This is a genomic window from Vibrio sp. B172a (genome assembly GCF_030248355.1).
Lineage (GTDB): Bacteria > Pseudomonadota > Gammaproteobacteria > Enterobacterales > Vibrionaceae > Vibrio > Vibrio owensii.
Window position 1 is genome coordinate 206,398 of the sequence record NZ_JAHGAC010000022.1, and the last position, 17,443, is coordinate 223,840.

Genomic DNA, 17,443 nt, shown 5'->3' on the forward strand with positions numbered 1-17,443 from the left:
GACAGGTTGAGTGATTTATCAACCATATTCGCGCAGATCCAGTAACACGTTAATCTCTCCGTCACGCTTTGACGATAGATTTGAATTTGTCGCTTCCCTCGATAGTTGAATGCAGGTAGTGTGGCGACTAATGAAAGTCAGTGATACGCATGGAGAAGTTATGTACCACATTCATGTTTACTTCCCGCTTCAGCAGCAGGATAAAGCTCAAGCCTTGAATGAGATCATTCGTCAAGAACGCCAAGATGTCTTGCGCGTTTTCCCTTTAGTGTGCAAGTTGGTTGGTCCACATAAGATGCCGATGTTTGAGCTGCATGTTGAATCGATAAGTGATGAGTTTATCGCATGGCTTGATACCATTCGTGGCGGTTTTTCGGTTCTGATTCATCCAGTCAGTGACAACGAGCTGCGTGATCATACCGAGCGTGCGATTTGGTTAGGTCGTGAGCTTGGCGTGTTTGAAGAAAAGCTCGAAGCATAATTCGTTTGGGTAGACCGTTTCTTTCCCTCCTGTTTGGTCTATCCAGATTCAGCAATTCCGTCCATCGTGTGCTAAACCTTAATAACGGTAGTGATAAAGTAGTCACTGCCGTTTTAAGTACATTTATGATGTTTAACAATGCATTAAAACAAGATTAAGCACAAAAACAGGGAAGTGCAGTTTACGACCCCAACGCCACTGGCAGTGGAAAAGGACATTTCTGGAGGGGAAAGGGTATGCTTACAATACTCTTAGTCGCACTTGCGCTGTATATTTTCTGGTTGTTGTTTCGTAACGGTCCTGCGTTTGCAGAGCGAGTGCCGAACAAAAAACGTAACTGGGTTGGACCGACGTCCAATCAAAAAGAATGGCAGGGCTATTGCTCCGAAGTCTTTCAGCCATTCAGCTCTCAAACTACCTTTTATGCCATCGCGTATTTCGCCAATTTTGTCGCTGCGGCAAACGCCATTTCCTGGTCGATAGTGTACGAGGGCGATTATTCCGTCATCATCAGTCGCTTTGGCAGCTACTTCATTCTCAACACGCACGATGCCTTGGTAATATCTGGGTTCGTCGCACTGGCGTGTTTCATCATTAACTGGCAAATGGCGGTGCACTGCGCGGGGATCATGAGCCAGTATTTGGTGCGAATCTTAATCATCAATCGTACGCGCTTCGTTGCGATTAGTTTGGTGTTCTGTAGTTACTTTGCTTACTTGCTGACTGTCGGCATTTTCTGGTTGTTCCACGACGGATACTCCATTTGGCACGGGCTTACGCTCACTCCGGTATTTCTGCTTTTGGCTTTGTTGCTCGCGGTTGTGTTGCCATCAATGAAGAAAGAACCTACCGAGAAAGAGTAAGCGCCACTTATTTCATTGAGTTGCGGTAGTAATTCCACTGAGGTTGAGGTAGGATTGCCGACCTTTTTTTCGTCAGTGGGAGGACTTATGTATATCGGCTTTGACTACGGCACCGCGAACTGTTCGGTGGCGAAAATGGAACAAGGTGAACCGCAACTTTTAAACCTTGAAGGGAATAGCCCTTACATTCCTTCCACCCTTGCTGCACCAACGCGTGAATCGGTGTCTGAACACTTGTTCCGACATCGCAGCATCAAACCTTTCGATCAGGTTGGTGAGCAGGTTTTGCGTCGCGCGATCAACCTTAATCGTGAAGAAAGTATTGAACTTGAGCCAGAAGACATGGCGTTTGGTCAAGCGGCATTGAATCGCTACTTGGAAGATCCTCGCGATATCTATTACGTGAAGTCACCAAAGTCTTTCCTCGGTGCTTCTGGTCTGCGTGATGTTCAGCTGAGTTTCTTTGAAGATCTGGTTTGCGCCATGATGGACAACATCAAAGTGCAAGCAGAGAACAGTGCGCAGCAAATTATCACTGATGCGGTGATTGGTCGTCCGATCAACTTCCACGGTCGTGGCGGTGAGACGGCGAACATTCAAGCGGAAGGCATTCTTTTTAGAGCAGCAAAACGTGCTGGTTTTCAGAACATCGAATTCCAATTTGAACCGGTAGCCGCAGGTCTGGAATACGAAGCGACGCTAACCGAAGATAAAACCATACTAGTGGTCGATATCGGTGGTGGTACGACAGACTGTTCTTTGATTCAAATGGGACCATCTTGGCGAGGTAAAGCCGACCGTACCGCAAGTCTGCTGGCGCACAGTGGTCAGCGTATTGGTGGTAACGATTTGGATATCGCCTTGGCGTTCAAACAACTGATGTTCCCATTCGGTATGGAGAGCAAGATGGAATCGGGCATCATGATGCCAACCACGCAGTTCTGGAACCCAATTGCGATCAACAATGTGGAAGCGCAAAGCGATTTCTACTCACGTGAAAACTTATCGGCGTTGAAACTGCTGCACAAGCAAGCGCAAGAGCCTGAGAAACTGGCTCGTTTGTTAGAGGTTTACCATGAGTCGCTAGGCTACAACATCGTGCGTCGCGCAGAAGAAGCCAAAGTCGCGTTGTCTGACCAAGCGACTTACCGTGCGGGCATTAACTTGTTGTCTGAGCTGATTGAAGTGGATGTTCAACGTGACGAGATGATTGAAGCGATTGAGTCACCTAAGAATAAGATGACAGCTTTGGTTACTGAAGCGGTAGAGCAAGCGGGCGTGAAACCGGATGCGATCTTTATGACGGGCGGTTCGGCACGTTCGCCTATTTTGCGTGATGCAGTGCAGACAGTATTGCCAAACATTCCTGTGGTGAGTGGCAACTACTTTGGTTCGGTCACTGCTGGCCTAGCGCGCTGGGCAGAGGTTTGCTTTAAGTAAGACTGAGCGAGGAATGAGCGAGTAGGGAATCTCTCAAGTACACATAATTAAAGTCTTAAGTACCAAAATCAAAAGAGCCCGCTGAAGTAGCGGGCTCTTTTCGTTTAAGCGATTAATGGTGGTGCGTGTGCTTTTCCATGTGGTCTTTCTTCTCAACCGCCATTTCTACTTCCACTTTACCTGCTTTTTTGAACGTCAGAGTCACAGGGAAACGGTCGCCTTCTTTTAGCGTTTGGGTTGGGTTGAAGATCATGAGATGGAAGCTGCCTGGCTTGAATTCCACTTTTTGCTGAGGCTCTACCACAACTTCATCAATCTTAATCATCTTCATCATGCCGTCTTCTTTCGTGTGAGTATGAATCTCCACACGGTCAGCAATCGGTGTTGAAGCCGCAATCAGCGCGTCATCGGCGTCACCTAGGTTACTTAGCTGGAAGAAACCGCCAATCACAGGGGCATTTGGTGGCGCTTCACGGCTCCAAGGATGATCGATGTGAATCTTGCCTGCTTCGTATTCGTGAGCAAGGCTGAGTGGGCTTGCCAATAAAGCGACAAGAGCGATGGCTGTGGTTTTCATCAGTTTGATCATTTGTGTTTTCCTTTTTAAATCTGGCTGTTCTCTATCGGTTCTTCGATAGGATTAATACGTTATGTTTATTTACCGACTACTTCGTTGAGTATTTAGGTGTGGAAAACACAAGGCGGAGATTGCTTGGGCGCTACGTATTTGTAAACTTTTCTTCCGCAAGCTGCGAAATGATAGGGAGTGAAAACGTGCTTGGTGCGTCGTAACCAAGAGAGCGTGGTCAGATACAGACCGAACGCGATAGCGATAAAGAATTGCGCCGCTTGCAATAATGGACATTCAAACTGAAACCCATCGTGCAGGTTAAGATCTTGAACAAATTCAGAATTGGGCAGTGCGTTGGCTTCAATCAGTTCGTTAATATCCACCCATTTAAAGCCATCAGCGGTACAAAGCAACACCTTTTCATCTTGAACTTGGTTTAGCCAGTTTTCGCTGTGGATTTGCGTAGGGTTCAGTGCCGCAGTCGACGTTAGGTACAGCTGAAACAGCACAGCGATGATGATCATGACTGCGCTTATTGCTTTCTTTCCATGCTGTGTTCTGAGTGTGTCCATACGACTTTTTATTATGAAGCGGAGATACGCTAATTGGCTGTAAGACTATGTTTCGGCGCAGGATAGTAACAAACGAACATCAAATTGTAATCGCGAGTTTATAAAAAGGTGATGTGAGTGTGTTTTATTTGTTTTGCGGTTTTTTATTCTGAGAACACATATCGCAAAGACTTATCGTTCGGAAAGCTTTCAAACCTATTGGTGCGCTGAATGTCGCAAATTGAGCTGGTGATTTTGCGTGCTAGAATCGCACTGATTCAATTCAAACTGATTATCTATTCCTCACTTGTTTTCCATTAACGGAATTATGACAGTAATTTAATAAAGGATACGGTATTCTCCGCACCTTTGTAGTTGCTTGAAGCGCCCGTCATATAAGGGCTGCGGAATCTTAAGAAATTTCTCCAATGAAATACGAACAACAGATCGGATATCGATACCCTAAAGGTCGATTTGCTATGGTGAGCGTATACGCGTTTACCGGTGCTGCGATTTTAGCATCGACTATTTTTTCTCTTTTACTGTTTTTGTCGATTGACGAAAATCCAATGATGCAGGCGCTATTTGGCGGTCTGGCCATCATCTTTGAAGCAGGCAAGTTTTACGCTTGGTATGAATACGGTGAGCGTCGCGCACACAGAAACTACACTGGAGCCCTCACGGCGTTAGTGTTCTATTTGGTGCTTGCCGCTATCTCTATTGGCGGCAGTATCGGTGGCATCAACAGTGCGACCAACAGCGCCCAAAGTCATATCTCTGTAGAACAAGCGAAAGTGGAAGCGTACAACCGTCAGATCGCGTCAATCGATAAGCAGATTGAACTGAACAACATGGCGGCGCAAAAGTACATCGAGATGGAGCGTATCGCGACTGGCGTAACGCGCATTCAAGAGCAGAACAAAAAGCTACGTGAAGAGCAGCAACGTTTGGCAACAGAGAGAGATAGCTTACCGCCAGTGGCTCAAGGCTCGGTGATTGGCCTGATCGACAGCTTAGCGAAAGCATTTGGAACGACTTCTTCTCAAGCGCAGTTGGGCTTGGTGGTGTTCTTATCTATCTTGTTGGATTTCTTTGCTGCTTTCTTTGTGGGTTTGATTGGTGAAGAGAACCGCTTCCGCCATTTCTTCCGTCGTAACGATGGTATAACGCTAGCAAACGTTCGAGATATTGATCCAGAGCCAGCGGGATACTTGCCTCATATCAAAGAGGAAGCTGAGCCTGAAACGCAACAAGAGCTTGAACCAGAAGAGCCAAAAACGTTATTAGAGCAGGTGAGTGATGCGTTAAAAGGTCACCAAATTACTTGCACCAAAAAAGCAGTGGCGAAGCAGTTCAGGCTCTCGGCAGAAGAAGTCGACAAAGTATTTGAAGAGCTGGCCGAACTTGGTTTAGTCGGTAAGAAAGCCAACCACCATTACCACTGGATTGGTCAGGCCGAAACGGCCTAAGTATCGCGAACGAAAAACAAAAGAGCGTCCACATGGACGCTCTTTTTATTTACTTTAAACTAATGGCCACTTTAAACAAATAGCCACTTTGTACCGATAGTCACTTCAAACCAATAGACACAAATCGATTCACATCAGACTGAGATTAATCTGTGATGATCTTCTTGGTCGTGTTTTTAATTGGTTTTTTTTCTTTCTCTGGCATGGCCGCATCAACGGCTTTCCCAGCAAGCCCTTCGTCTGGCAGTGCTTCTTTACCAGCTTCTACCGTCGTGTCTTTTAAGGCTTCTTTTGGTGTGCATCGACCACCGACACCCACAACCGCTTTAGTGGCTGTTGCTTTAGCTGCTTTTTCTGCATCACAGTCTGGATCCAACACACCTGCGTGCGCAGAGGTTGCGCCGAATAGGAGAACAAGTAGGGCAAGGTTACGTTTGTTCATTACAGTTACCGTCTTCGTGTAAACATGAATTAAGTGTAACTGAGTGATGTGAGTTTGCAGGAAAAGAAAAGTGCCGCCGAAGCGACACTTGCGAGTTTCTGTTGTAATTTCGGAACTTTAGTCGTTCGCGAGTTCAATTTCTCTTGCGATATTTTGATCGTTAATTACTACGCCATCGACTTCGATCGTCGCACCATCTAATTGTGCTTCTTGCACGCCATCGAGCTGGGTATTGGTATCAATCACCACCGTTTTGGTTTGGAATTCTGGCCCATGATCGTTTTGGCAGGCCAGCACGAAAGTTCGGGAGTTTGCGTCGTAACTGTTTACTAAGCCTGTGCACTCAAAAGACTCCAATCGCTCTGGTGTGTTGTCGCTGTTTGTCGCCGCGAAACTGCTTGCTGAAGCACAAGCACCGAAAAGCATAATTAGAGGCAGTGTCATTTTACGCATTGTTAATCCCTCATTTGGTTGTACGTATTTAAAAAGGATAATAGAGATAGCATCAATGCGTACAAACGAAAAAAGCACCACGCGGGTGGTGCTTTGATAGGGATAAATACTAGTCGTCGAGCTCTACTTCGCGAGCAATGTTTTGACCATTAATGATAATACCTTCAACTTCAACTGGAGTGCCGTTGATGTTCTTCTTATCAATATGCTCGAATCGAGTTTGTGTATCGACGATAACTTCATTGTTTGCAATCATTTGTTCTGAATCATTTTCACAGCGAGAGACTTTAAAAGATACGAGCTCGTTGGTTTTTTCGTTGTAAATAGCGTTAGAAACGCGGCCGTCACACTCAAATGCTTTGCCTTTCCAGTTACCTTGGTTGTCATCCCAATCAGGTTGGTCAAATTCAACGATAGACGCAATACGTTGACCTGATACGTTTTTAGAAGTCACCTCAACTTCAACACCTTGTTTTAGGTTTGTTTTCAGGCTTGAATCACAGCTGTAACTGTCATCTAAGCGGTAACATGTTGATGAATCAGTAGCGAATGAGCCACGGTAGTTTAGAGTGAAACTTGGCATACTTGTATGCAAGTCCTCAACTGAAGTGATAATACCCTCGATATCGCTGTCATCAAATGCATTATCGATGTCATAACTGTCTAGCTCAATTTCTGTCGCAGCAAAGTGATCCCCTGCGTTATGGCCTTCAACTTCTACCCATTGGCCAACCTTTAAACCATCCATTGGTAGACGTGCGTTACCGTAATTAACATGAATATCTGAACCTAAGACAAACATTTCTTCGTTAGTGTTGATACTCGCAATTCGACCTTCAATTTCGTAGTGATCTTTTAGAAACGGATACTCACCGTCTACATCTATCACAACAACAGAAAGGACCTTATAACCTGCGTCCGCTGTTGGTAGAGAAGACACAAAGACCCAATCACCAACGCCGATATCACTTGGTAGATCTGCATACTTAAGAGTTATACCATTTACAGCAAATGAAGTGCCGTTGCGGTAAGTAACAAGACCTGCCATTGTTGGCTCTAGTGTCACAGTTGCTGAGCTTGCTTTTTGTGCCGTATTCACTTGAACCATCATATTGGTCATATTCGGTGTGAAAGTGAAGTTTGGTAGAGTCGTGTTATTGAACTTCACACTTTCAACGGTGAATGGACGACCGTTCACCGTAATTTCGTTTCCGTTAACCTTTTCAATAGAGCCCGTAACTGATGCAATCGATGGCTCTGTTACTGGTGGAGTTACAGAACCACCAGTGTTGTCGCCACCGCCGTCACCAGACCCACCACAACCAGATAATGCCAAACCCACTGCCGCTACAAGCGCTAATTTTTTCATGATATCGACCTATTTTTGAAAGCTTATTTATGAATTTGGTTGTATCTTATGACGCGTATCGTGAAGTGATCGTGAAGAAACGTGAGCCTATGAAAATATTAATTGTCGACGATAATCACAATGTTTCAGAAACCATTGCCGATTATCTAGAACTCGAAGGAATGACCATTGATTGCGCTTACCACGGAGAGGCTGCGCTAAATTTAATTCAAGAAAATCATTACGATGTCATCATCATGGACATCATGATGCCAAAACTCGATGGCATCAGTACGGTTGAGAAACTTCGCCAAGAACTTCTTTGTGGTACCCCAATTTTGTTCTTAACCGCCAAAGATACCTTAGATGACAAAGTGGCTGCCTTTAACGCGGGTGGCGATGATTATCTGATGAAGCCTTTTGCCATGCAGGAGCTGAGCTTGAGAGTTCATGCTCTGGCCAATCGAGGCCCAAGACAAGACATTGGTACATTGAAGTTTGCCGACATTAGTTTGGATGCTCGCACTGATGAAGTGACGCGCATGGGCAAACACATCAAGCTGAGTCGTATTCAAACCAAAATTCTCAAGTTGTTATTGAAGCGTGCACCGTCTGCGGTTTCTCGTACTGAAGTTATTGAGAACGTGTGGGGCGATGAACCGCCGGGCAGCGATGCATTAAGAAGCCACATTTATGGTTTAAGAACGGCACTCGACAAGGGTTTTGATGATTCCAGATTAGAGACGATTCATGGACAAGGCTACCGACTCAAAGCATAAAGAATACCCGAGTATATATCGCAAGATCCGCTGGGGTTTTGGCTTGATGACCTTTGCGATGTTCACCTTATTTTGGTCGTTGATCTACGTTGCTGAGAATAAACTCGAAGTATTGAGCTTGCACCACTGGCTTGATACCGAAGTGGCACTATACAAAGAAAACTACCAACAGATGGGGTGGGATGCGCCATTGCCAAATGTGATGGAGTTTGACTCGTATTGGAGCGAAGCGCCAACGCCAGATTGGTTATTGTCGTTCAAGTTTCCTGGCTTCTACGAATACTTATTAGGTGAAGAAGATAAGCACTTCGTGGTGTTCGAGCATCCGTCCGGAAAAGGGCTAATGTACATCGTCTTCCAAGATGATTCCGATGACTACTTGGACGAATACGAAAGCTCGCTGCATCAATTTACTTTCTTCTTGGGTGGCTTGTTCTCCATCATCATGGTGGGCTATGGCGTTTACATGGTGCGTATTCTGTCTCGACCGTTAGCGAAGATCGAAGACAAGATTGGCAGAATGCCGCCGGACCAACCAACGTTTGAGGTTGATACCAAGTTCAGTGAAACACGCCATATCGAACAGACGCTATTAGACAGCAAGAACGAGATCGCGGGCTACTTCAAACGGGAACAAGAGTTCAGCCGCTTTGCGTCACACGAGCTACGCACGCCAATCATGGTGATCAAAGGGTCTACCGACATTCTGAGCCGCGTGCCAGAGCAACTGCCTATCGCACAAAAGGCAATTACCCGTATGCAGTCGGCATGTGAAGAGATGCGAGTGTTAACGGAGGCTTTTTTGCTATTGGGTAAAGAGAAGGTGGAACCGCAACATTACGCTGATCATGCGTTATTGCGTTGTTTGAATGAGCAACTAGACGAACTCGCGCCGTTATTTGCCAAGCAAGGTGCGGAGTACAAGTTGGAAGAGACCAACAGTGGTATGGTACATGCACCGGAAAGCTTCGTAACGATTGTCATCAATAACCTGATAAAAAACGCTTTCAGCTACAGTGTGGGTGATATAGAAATTGCTCTCAATGAGACGCAGCTTACTATTATGAATCGCCACGATGGCAACGAAACCTACAACGCTGGCTATGGATGTGGCTTGGTGATTGTTGAGCGCATCTGTGAGCGAATGAGTTGGCCATTTGAACTGGACGATGATGGCGTCAGGTTTACTGCAAAAATCGATTTTCGCTCTTAAACGCCCGCAAATTATTAAAAGCCAGAGAACGTACTCTGGCTTTTTAGTATCTAACTGCCAGTGAAACAAGAAAAAAATTCGATATCGATTAGACTCAAAAGAGTCAAAGTGAATTGCAAGGAGTGGCTATGCTCTCGTATCAGGTCAATCGAAGCATCGAAATTGAAAAGACACAAAGTGACATCATCGAGTACTTGAAAGACTTTACTCATTGGCCAGAGTGGTCGCCGTGGATCATTATGGAGCCAGAATGCGAACTCACCTACAGTGATGAACAAGGTGTGGTTGGTTCTGGGTATCAGTGGAATGGTCATCGCATCGGGACAGGGGCGATGGTACTTGAGAGCACACAGGAACACCGCCTAGATATGGAACTTCACTTCTTCCGGCCATTCAAAAGTCACGCAAAAGTGACGTTTTTAGTGACGCCGTCACAGAATGGCTGCACGGTTGAATGGTTGATGCAATCGCGAGTTCCTTGGTTTTTGTTCTTCTTGAAAAACATGTTTAAGTCAATGATTGGTATGGATTATGACCGCGGACTTCGCATGCTGAAAAGTCAGATGGAAACGGGCCAAGTGCTGTCTCAGCTTACCGACGTCGGTTCCCGCAAACAAAATGAAATTAACTACATTGGCTTAATGGGGGCCGGAACCATTCCAGAATTGGGACCCGTCATGCAAGATCATGTGGCGCGACTGTACGAGATGGCAGAGCGAGAAAGCTTACCAGTGACAGGGGAGTTATTCTGTTACTACCTTTCTATGGACATGAAGCAAGGTTACTTCGAATTCATCACTTGCTTGCCAGTGAAAGCAGGCGTCGCAGCTACTGGCGATTTTGTGGCTGGGACGATCCCTGAGTGTGAAACTTATGTGGTTGAACACAAAGGTGAATACTGGTTCTTAGGGAATGCTTGGTCGTTTGTCATGAATCTTACTCGACAAAACGGTATCAAAGTCAAAACCAAGCCATTGGGTATCGAGCGTTACCTGAACAATCCAAATGAAACCGATAAAGCAGATTTGTTGACGGAAGTGATTGTCTTCAAGAAATGATGTGCGTTGTAAAACTATGAAGCAACGCCATGTTTCATCTCAACTGCATGATAGTATTCGTTTATAAATTAGAACGATACACAAGTTGATGCGTGCCCTTGTGGCACCATCGTATTATGTCATGGATGAGATATGAAGCTTAAATACCCCCTAATTACTGCCTGCCTTTTTGCCACGCCTACCTTTGCAGATGATGCACCAAAGAACATTATATTTATGATCGGTGATGGCATGGGCCCTGCGTTTACTACCGCTTATCGTTATTACCACGATGATCCAAAAACCGAAGAGGTTGAACCGACCATCTTCGATTCCATTTTGGTTGGTATGGCTAAAACATACCCTGATGATGTCACTTATGTTACCGACAGTGCGGCGAGCGCAACGGCTCTTAGTACGGGTGTGAAAAGTTACAATGGTGCGATTGCGGTGGATACCGATAAGCAGCCAATCAAAACCATGTTAGAGATGGCAAAAGAAGAAGGGATGACGACAGGCTTAGTGGCAACCTCGCAAATTAACCATGCGACACCAGCAAGTTTTGCCGCGCACAATGAATCCCGCCGAAACTACGATGCCATCGCCAATGACTACATCGACAACAAAGTGGATGACCAACTGCCAGTGGACTTACTGCTGGGTGGCGGTGTGCGCTATTTCGAGCGTGATGATCGCAACCTTGTTGATGAGTTCAAGCAGCAAGGTTATCAGTACATCACGGACTTCAAACAACTGCCTGCGCTGCAAACCTTACCTGCATTAGGTTTGTTTGCAGATAAGGCCTTTCCGTTTGCACTTGATGAAAATCCAACACGATTAGAACAGATGACCAATAAAGCCTTGTCACTACTGCAGCGTCAGGACAATGGTTTCTTTGTCATGATTGAGGGGAGTCAGATCGACTGGTGTGGTCATGCGAATGATATAGCATGTGCAATGGCAGAGATGAGCGACTTTGCCAAGTCCGTAGAGTTAGCGAAAGCCTATGTGGATGGTCATCCCGATACTTTACTGGTGGTCACGGCAGATCACTCTACTGGCGGTTTAACCCTTGGCGCGAATGGACAGTATCAGTGGGATACTGAAGTGATCAAAGGTGTCCATAAAACCGCATGGCCTTTAGCTATGTCTCTTGCGCAGTCGAATGACATGATCGCGACATGGAATGAGTCTGTTGATTGGCCTTTGTCCAAAGAGCAAGGTAGAAAACTGGCGTACGCGAAATTGAGTGAAGAGCCAGCAAAAACGCTCTACAAGGAAGTGAAAGCCATCATCAACGAGAAGAGCTACACCGGCTGGACAACAAAGGGGCACACTGCGGTTGACGTTCAAGTATTCGCCTATGGCAAAGGTTCTGAGCAGTTTGTCGGTTCACAAAATAACACTGACATTGCCAAGAAGTTGATTTCATTCATCCAAGATTAACAGGATAGATTGTCACGTGAACTTGTCGCCTAGATCACCGTTCTATGGATAATTTTGCATGACAAATAGAGCGAATTAGCATAGCTTAGTTTTTGTGCAACATGCAGTGCGGAATCTTTGATGTGATGCGTATAGAGAATAAAACAAACCCTTATGTAACCAGTAGCCAGCTCGATTTGAAAAACGCCAGTCGTTATATGAATCTGGCGTTTAAAGCGAATCGAATTGATGTGAGTGCAGAGTTGAGTACCCAAACTGGAAAACCAACTATGGTGATCAAGAATGAGGATGGGGCGGTTGTGCGTCGTATTGATGGTCAAAAGATCATTAATAAAATGAACCACGTCGATACTTACGTCTGATTTGACACTTCAAAGTGAAAATGAACCAAATAAAAAATGCCTCAGCAATTGCTGAGGCATTACTTTTATCGCCCTATAACGATAACTCAAGTGTTACGTCATAGTGCTCAGAGCCAACTTCTCTTTGCTAGAGAATTATTGTGCACGGAATTTACCGCTGTTTAGTTCAATTTTAGACGCTTTTACGCGACTGTCAGCATTGAGGTAATCGCTGATACCAAGCAGGTCTTGGCCCTCAGACGCTTTGAATACTGCAGACTCACCTTGTGCAAATACAACGTCAAGCTTGAGTTCTTTAGCCACGGCTTTCGCATCCGCTGGATTTTTCACGGTAACGAAAATCAGGCCAGTGGCTTTCGATACGTTGCTAAACGCGTTCTTAAACACTTCATCGCCTGCATGCAGTTCCGCGGCTTCTGAAAGGTTATCGACAGAAAGTTTGCGGTAATCTTGGCCGTTAATCTCGACGGCATCTGATGCCACAAACAGCTCAGGCGCTGGTTGTTCTGCTAGTTGTTGCTCTGCATGGACAGCGGTTGCCATAGTCGAAAGAGCCAGAATAGAAAATGTCATAAGTTTCATGTGAATGACTCCTTAGTGACCGAAGATACGCATAGACCAGTTTTTAATAACACCAGGTTTTGCGTTGTTTGCCATCGGTACATCATAGATAGCTGAAGAGTTGAAATATGCAATGAATGAGAACACTTCATCACCGTTTGTATCGATCGCGCGTAGCGTCCACTCGCCTTTTGCGTCCTCACCGTAGAACTGGTTAGAAAGCAGAAGTTGATTCTCATAGCCTGTCACGTTTGGATCGAGCGATTGACCAACAAGGCCGTTACGCGGCGTTTGTAGAACAGACCGTGTGCCTGAAGGGGAAATCAGTTCGATTGCTAAATCAGGTAGACGTGAATGCTCAAGTGTTAGTTTCACCTGTACCGATTCAACCGTAATGTCATCGGTCACTGCGATTGCTGAAGAGCCACCCACCAAGCTTGCATCTGGAACGCTGATTTCTGTCGCATTGCTTGCCCATGGAGTAATGATCTGTGCAGGCAGAACATTGTTTGTCATGCGAGCACGTTTCATTGCTTCATCAAGGTTAACCGCACCAAAGCCATAGAAGGTGTGGAAGTCGACGCCCGCTGCGTTTTTCTGCCATGGTGAGATTGCTTCGTAGCTCACCAGTTCACCTTGGTTGTTTACGAACTCAAGCTGAACGCCAGGGTGATCTTTGTCAGTCACGCTAGCGGTTTCCGCGAGCAGCGCACGCACGTCACGAGCGGTTAGCGCATGGTTTGTCGACATAATTGCCGCTATCGCACCTGAAGTGTTTGGCGCAGCAGAAGAGGTACCATTCATCGTGCTGGTGTAGTTACAGCTCGGATCTTGTTCTGTACCACCGTGTAGGCCGTTAATACCAAGATCAGCGCTGGTGTTTTGACCTTCTTCACAGCCCATCAAGTCGGTTGTGACCATAGCTGGGAAATCTTGACCATATTCGCCGGCTGGTGCAGCAACCCAAACGTTAGCACCAACGGAAGAGTAACTCGCACGAGTACCGTCGGCGCGAAGCGCACTAGTGACTAGGTTGTAATAACTTGAGTTATCGTAAGATTGTGCCGAGTTGTGCATTGGTAGCCCTTGGTTTCCGCCGCCTGCGAAGAAATCACTTGGAAGCACAAAGAAACGACCAGTGTTGAAGTAGCGGTATCCATTACCTGCAGACTTCACGAAGACCGCACCACGGCCCCAAGCATTACTTTCGCTGACGTCCTTCATCACATCCATTTCAAGTTTGAACTGTGGGTCGTTCTCATCGAAAGGAATTGGTGTGATAGGGCTAAAGCCATAACTTTGGTTGAATACGCGGACATCGCTAGTGGACGCGTCTGCACCGTGTGAAATCAACCAACCTTCAAGAGTTTGGTTAGCGAGCCAGTTAAAGCCCATTAGAGATGAGCGAGAAGCAACGCCGCGAACACCTTCACCGTTGTTACCAACCGCACTGATTAGGCCAGCAACGGCAGTGCCGTGGCCATTTGCGTCTACTGGGTAATCGGCTGGGAATGGTGAATCTTCAACGAAGTTTCTGCTACCTGTGACTACGTTACCCGCAAGGTCTGGGTGGTCGATCTGTACACCAGAGTCAATGACTGCAACTTTTACGCCTACACCTGCAATACCCATTGCTTGTGTCAGTTTGGTATTTAAGTCGTTACCCGCAACAGCAGGGTTAGCTGCAAATGCAGTTTGGCCTGTGTTATCTAGGTGCCATTGCTCTGAGTAGAGCGGATCGTAAGCCGAGACGGCAGGTGAAATGCCTACTGCTAACATCGCAGCGAATAGGCGATTAATGCGTGTTTCCATTTGTGACCTCATGTCTTTGTTTGGAATTTTTGTCCCTGTTCGATACTCCTTTAAACAGGTCTAAACAAAGCTAGCGGGTAAGAATGGAGACGAAAACTGTTTACATCTTATTTACTTTTGTTTTTCGACGCACGACATTATCTTGACGTTAAATGCTTGAAGTCACGGAAGATTCTAGATATTTGGAGAAAAGATTGCGTGTTTAAAAAGCAGGAAAATTAGAGTAATTTCCTGCTTTTTATGGAATGGGGTGATTTATATGGCAGGTTGTATGGTTGGCTCAGGTTCTGTAGGGGCTTGTTCTTTACGAGACAGCAACCCGTCAACCACTTTTTCTACATAGAACTTCTTGTATTCTTGATCGCACCAACGTTTGTTTAAGCCTCTGCGATTAAACTCGGCGCCAATGGCAACACGAGTTTGGTTGGATGCTCGATTGTAATACAGGGTTTCACATAGCTGTATGTTGCTCATTTGTTGAGCGTATACATTCACACTGCTGCTTCTCATTCCCAATTGTGCGGCTTGTTGATTGCTGCATGCGGCCAAAATGAATGGCGATAGGGCAGCAATAATCCATGTTTTCTTCATTGTGCTTTCTATGACGTCGAGTGAATTTTGAACTGGTTTCGTCCAGCTTGTTTGGCATCATACAGAGCTTGGTCAGCAGCGAAAAACCATTGATCCCACTCTTGTTTGATGGATTGCGCGCTTAACTCGTTAACCGCGCCGAGAGAGATTGTCGCGCCTAGAGAGTCTGAGTCAACCTCTAGGTTGTTGTTTTCAACTGCAAGTCTCAAACGGTCTAAGGTTTTTGCGCAGTCGTCGGCGTGGCGGATTTCAAATAATAAGACGAACTCTTCACCACCCCAGCGTACCAGTAAGTCTCCGGAGCGAGTTGCTTCATCAAGGATACGCGCGACATGAGTCAGCATCTTGTCACCCAAGTCATGCCCGTATTGGTCGTTGAACGTTTTAAAGTGGTCAATATCAATCACGGCCAAAGCAAATTTACGCCCCGGGCTGCGTTTCGCCATGTTATCTAACCAATTTGGCAGATAACGTCGGTTATGTATCTTAGTCAACGGGTCGGTGGTGTTTTGCTGAGTGAGCTCTTCGTTGATTTTGTTCATCTGACGAATGTAGCGGAATAGCCAGAAGCCAATCGCGGCCACAATGAGAAAATAAAAGATTTCGCGATAGCGCTGCGACTCAAGTTCCGATGCTTGCAGGGCATTTTTCGCTTCAAGCAATGTCAGTTCTTTTTGAGCAAGTTTGGCTTCTAAATCGAGCTTGATGTTAATCATCTCGTCGCCATGAACATGATTGTCGAAGCTTTTCTCTAAGTTACGTAGACGGCCCAAGTTGTCGAACGCTTTTTCAAAGTTCTTCAACTCCTGATGAGCACGAACCAAGACCAAGTACAGATCCATTTGTTGTTTGGTTTCTGCACTTGCTGTTTCACTTAGGCCTTCTAGCGCGAGTTTTGCACTTTCAATGGCTTGTTCGTATTTGCCATCTTTCAGATAAGCTTCGGCAAATGCCTCGTGACAAGCGGCTTTCATGCCTTTTAGTTTTTGTGGGTTAGGGAGGTCTAAGCAAGCTTGAGCTAACTTATAAGACTCTTCCATTTTACCGAGCGTGCTAAGCAGCTGTGATAAGTTAGAAACGGAGTTGTGTTTTATTCTTACTGAGCCCGTATCCATAGAGAGCTTTGCCGCACGCTCAAAGTAATGTTCCGATTCTTCGTATTTGCCCATTCCGTAGTTAATGACACTCAAGTTCGCATACATAATTGCAAGGAACAGGCTGTTGTCGTATTTCTCGTTGCTATTGAGATAACCACTGATGGCTTGGTCAAGATAGGCTTTAGCGCGATCCCAATCAGACAGCTCCATATAGAGCGATGCAATGTTATTAAGAGTCATCGCAGTCTGGATTTCAAATTCAGAGTCTTCAAGTAAATCGTAAGCGGTTCGGTAGTGTTTTAAACCAGTTTGTACTTGCGCTCGTTGTACTTCCGCATTACCAAGCCAACGGTAAGCTCGACCTTGTAGCGAGTTGTAACCGATTTGGCGTGAAATGTTGATGACGTCATGCAGCAGCAATTCGCCTTGCCAAACGTCGTCTGCTTCTACCAATTCGACGGCTTGGTTTAATTTGGCTTCAGCGATGACCCAAGGTAACTCGTGCTTTTTGCCAAACGCCACAAGATCCGGAATCTCGGGTAGGGGAACCCCTTCATAACGTTCTAGATAAATACGCGCAAAATAGTACAAGGCTTCTGAATTTGGTGAAGCATCAGTGGGAAGCGTTAAATCACTTGATTTGATAGAACGAGGCTTGCCGATGGAGTCAAAGTAGAACTCAAGCATCGGATAATCTTTTATGGTGAGATGGTGTCTGAGATAGCTTTCTTTATTCGCGTTATCTGCCGCAATGCTATTTGTCGAGCACAAAGCGCCAAACACAATCGGAAATAGGTATCGTAACGTTTTAAACGGGAAAAGCTTTAGGCTGTTGATAAAAGCTAACTCTATAAATTGAAACACCCTAAAAGTTTATCACTTCTTATCAGTGAACACCCACAGATTTATCTATTTTATCTGTTTGAA

The 17,443-nt window shown here is 45.7% G+C and carries 18 protein-coding genes; 9 read left to right on the forward strand and 9 right to left on the reverse strand.

The genetic code is table 11. From position 1 onward, the window contains the following. Window positions 1-160 precede the first annotated feature (160 nt). From KIT90_RS19610 to yegD, 3 genes are all read left to right on the forward strand, one after another. The gene (locus KIT90_RS19610) at window positions 161-481 is read left to right on the forward strand and encodes a DOPA 4,5-dioxygenase family protein (protein WP_005450131.1); all 321 of its coding nucleotides are present in this window, start codon (window positions 161-163) and stop codon (window positions 479-481) included. A 236-nt stretch (window positions 482-717) separates the two neighbouring features. Continuing rightward, window positions 718-1,344: a hypothetical protein gene (locus tag KIT90_RS19615; RefSeq protein WP_005439321.1), complete on the forward strand. Its 627-nt coding sequence runs from the start codon at window positions 718-720 to the stop codon at window positions 1,342-1,344. An 87-nt stretch (window positions 1,345-1,431) separates the two neighbouring features. Further along, entirely contained in the window at window positions 1,432-2,784 is a 1,353-nt protein-coding gene (gene yegD / locus KIT90_RS19620) for a molecular chaperone (protein ID WP_017818724.1), read from the forward strand. A 112-nt stretch (window positions 2,785-2,896) separates the two neighbouring features. Here the strand turns inward: yegD and KIT90_RS19625 are convergent, their stop codons facing one another. Next, on the reverse strand, window positions 2,897-3,373 hold the full coding sequence (locus tag KIT90_RS19625; RefSeq protein ID WP_009702614.1) for a copper chaperone PCu(A)C: 477 nt from the start codon (window positions 3,371-3,373) through the stop codon (window positions 2,897-2,899). Window positions 3,374-3,465: 92 nt separating this feature from the next. Continuing rightward, entirely contained in the window at window positions 3,466-3,927 is a 462-nt protein-coding gene (locus KIT90_RS19630; RefSeq protein WP_039985069.1) for a hypothetical protein, read from the reverse strand. A 407-nt stretch (window positions 3,928-4,334) separates the two neighbouring features. On the opposite strand from KIT90_RS19630, the gene KIT90_RS19635 reads away from it, so the two are divergent. Continuing rightward, window positions 4,335-5,375: a Preprotein translocase subunit SecY gene (locus tag KIT90_RS19635; RefSeq protein ID WP_285378183.1), complete on the forward strand. Its 1,041-nt coding sequence runs from the start codon at window positions 4,335-4,337 to the stop codon at window positions 5,373-5,375. Between the two features lie 145 nt (window positions 5,376-5,520). Here KIT90_RS19635 and KIT90_RS19640 read toward each other — a convergent pair whose 3' ends face one another. From KIT90_RS19640 to KIT90_RS19650, 3 genes are all read right to left on the reverse strand, one after another. Beyond that, window positions 5,521-5,817: a hypothetical protein gene (locus KIT90_RS19640; RefSeq protein ID WP_285378185.1), complete on the reverse strand. Its 297-nt coding sequence runs from the start codon at window positions 5,815-5,817 to the stop codon at window positions 5,521-5,523. A 117-nt stretch (window positions 5,818-5,934) separates the two neighbouring features. Beyond that, window positions 5,935-6,270, reverse strand: coding sequence for a hypothetical protein (locus KIT90_RS19645; RefSeq protein WP_009704615.1), 336 nt, complete (start codon window positions 6,268-6,270; stop codon window positions 5,935-5,937). A gap of 109 nt (window positions 6,271-6,379) precedes the next feature. Then, entirely contained in the window at window positions 6,380-7,639 is a 1,260-nt protein-coding gene (locus KIT90_RS19650; RefSeq protein ID WP_285378187.1) for a DUF5666 domain-containing protein, read from the reverse strand. Window positions 7,640-7,728: 89 nt separating this feature from the next. On the opposite strand from KIT90_RS19650, the gene KIT90_RS19655 reads away from it, so the two are divergent. The 5 genes from KIT90_RS19655 to KIT90_RS19675 all read left to right on the forward strand — a co-directional run bounded on the left by KIT90_RS19655 (window position 7,729) and on the right by KIT90_RS19675 (window position 12,455). After that, window positions 7,729-8,397: a response regulator transcription factor gene (locus KIT90_RS19655; RefSeq protein WP_009704613.1), complete on the forward strand. Its 669-nt coding sequence runs from the start codon at window positions 7,729-7,731 to the stop codon at window positions 8,395-8,397. After that, window positions 8,369-9,610, forward strand: a complete 1,242-nt coding sequence (locus KIT90_RS19660; RefSeq protein ID WP_045477730.1) for a HAMP domain-containing sensor histidine kinase — start codon at window positions 8,369-8,371, stop codon at window positions 9,608-9,610. Before KIT90_RS19655 ends, KIT90_RS19660 begins: the two co-directional genes overlap by 29 nt. A 128-nt stretch (window positions 9,611-9,738) precedes the next feature. After that, entirely contained in the window at window positions 9,739-10,668 is a 930-nt protein-coding gene (locus KIT90_RS19665) for an SRPBCC family protein (RefSeq protein WP_045477731.1), read from the forward strand. Window positions 10,669-10,800: 132 nt separating this feature from the next. Further along, on the forward strand, window positions 10,801-12,093 hold the full coding sequence (locus KIT90_RS19670) for an alkaline phosphatase (protein WP_285378191.1): 1,293 nt from the start codon (window positions 10,801-10,803) through the stop codon (window positions 12,091-12,093). 101 nt (window positions 12,094-12,194) lie between these two features. Beyond that, window positions 12,195-12,455: a hypothetical protein gene (locus KIT90_RS19675; RefSeq protein WP_285378193.1), complete on the forward strand. Its 261-nt coding sequence runs from the start codon at window positions 12,195-12,197 to the stop codon at window positions 12,453-12,455. A gap of 135 nt (window positions 12,456-12,590) precedes the next feature. Here KIT90_RS19675 and KIT90_RS19680 read toward each other — a convergent pair whose 3' ends face one another. From KIT90_RS19680 to KIT90_RS19695, 4 genes are all read right to left on the reverse strand, one after another. Beyond that, window positions 12,591-13,037 (reverse strand): hypothetical protein, encoded by a 447-nt coding sequence (locus tag KIT90_RS19680; protein ID WP_285378195.1) that lies wholly within the window; start codon window positions 13,035-13,037, stop codon window positions 12,591-12,593. 12 nt (window positions 13,038-13,049) lie between these two features. Continuing rightward, the gene (locus tag KIT90_RS19685) at window positions 13,050-14,828 is read right to left on the reverse strand and encodes a S8 family peptidase (RefSeq protein WP_285378197.1); all 1,779 of its coding nucleotides are present in this window, start codon (window positions 14,826-14,828) and stop codon (window positions 13,050-13,052) included. 255 nt (window positions 14,829-15,083) lie between these two features. Continuing rightward, on the reverse strand, window positions 15,084-15,419 hold the full coding sequence (locus tag KIT90_RS19690; RefSeq protein WP_005439286.1) for a hypothetical protein: 336 nt from the start codon (window positions 15,417-15,419) through the stop codon (window positions 15,084-15,086). A gap of 8 nt (window positions 15,420-15,427) precedes the next feature. Further along, on the reverse strand, window positions 15,428-17,203 hold the full coding sequence (locus KIT90_RS19695; RefSeq protein ID WP_285378199.1) for a diguanylate cyclase: 1,776 nt from the start codon (window positions 17,201-17,203) through the stop codon (window positions 15,428-15,430). Window positions 17,204-17,443: the final 240 nt, after the last annotated feature.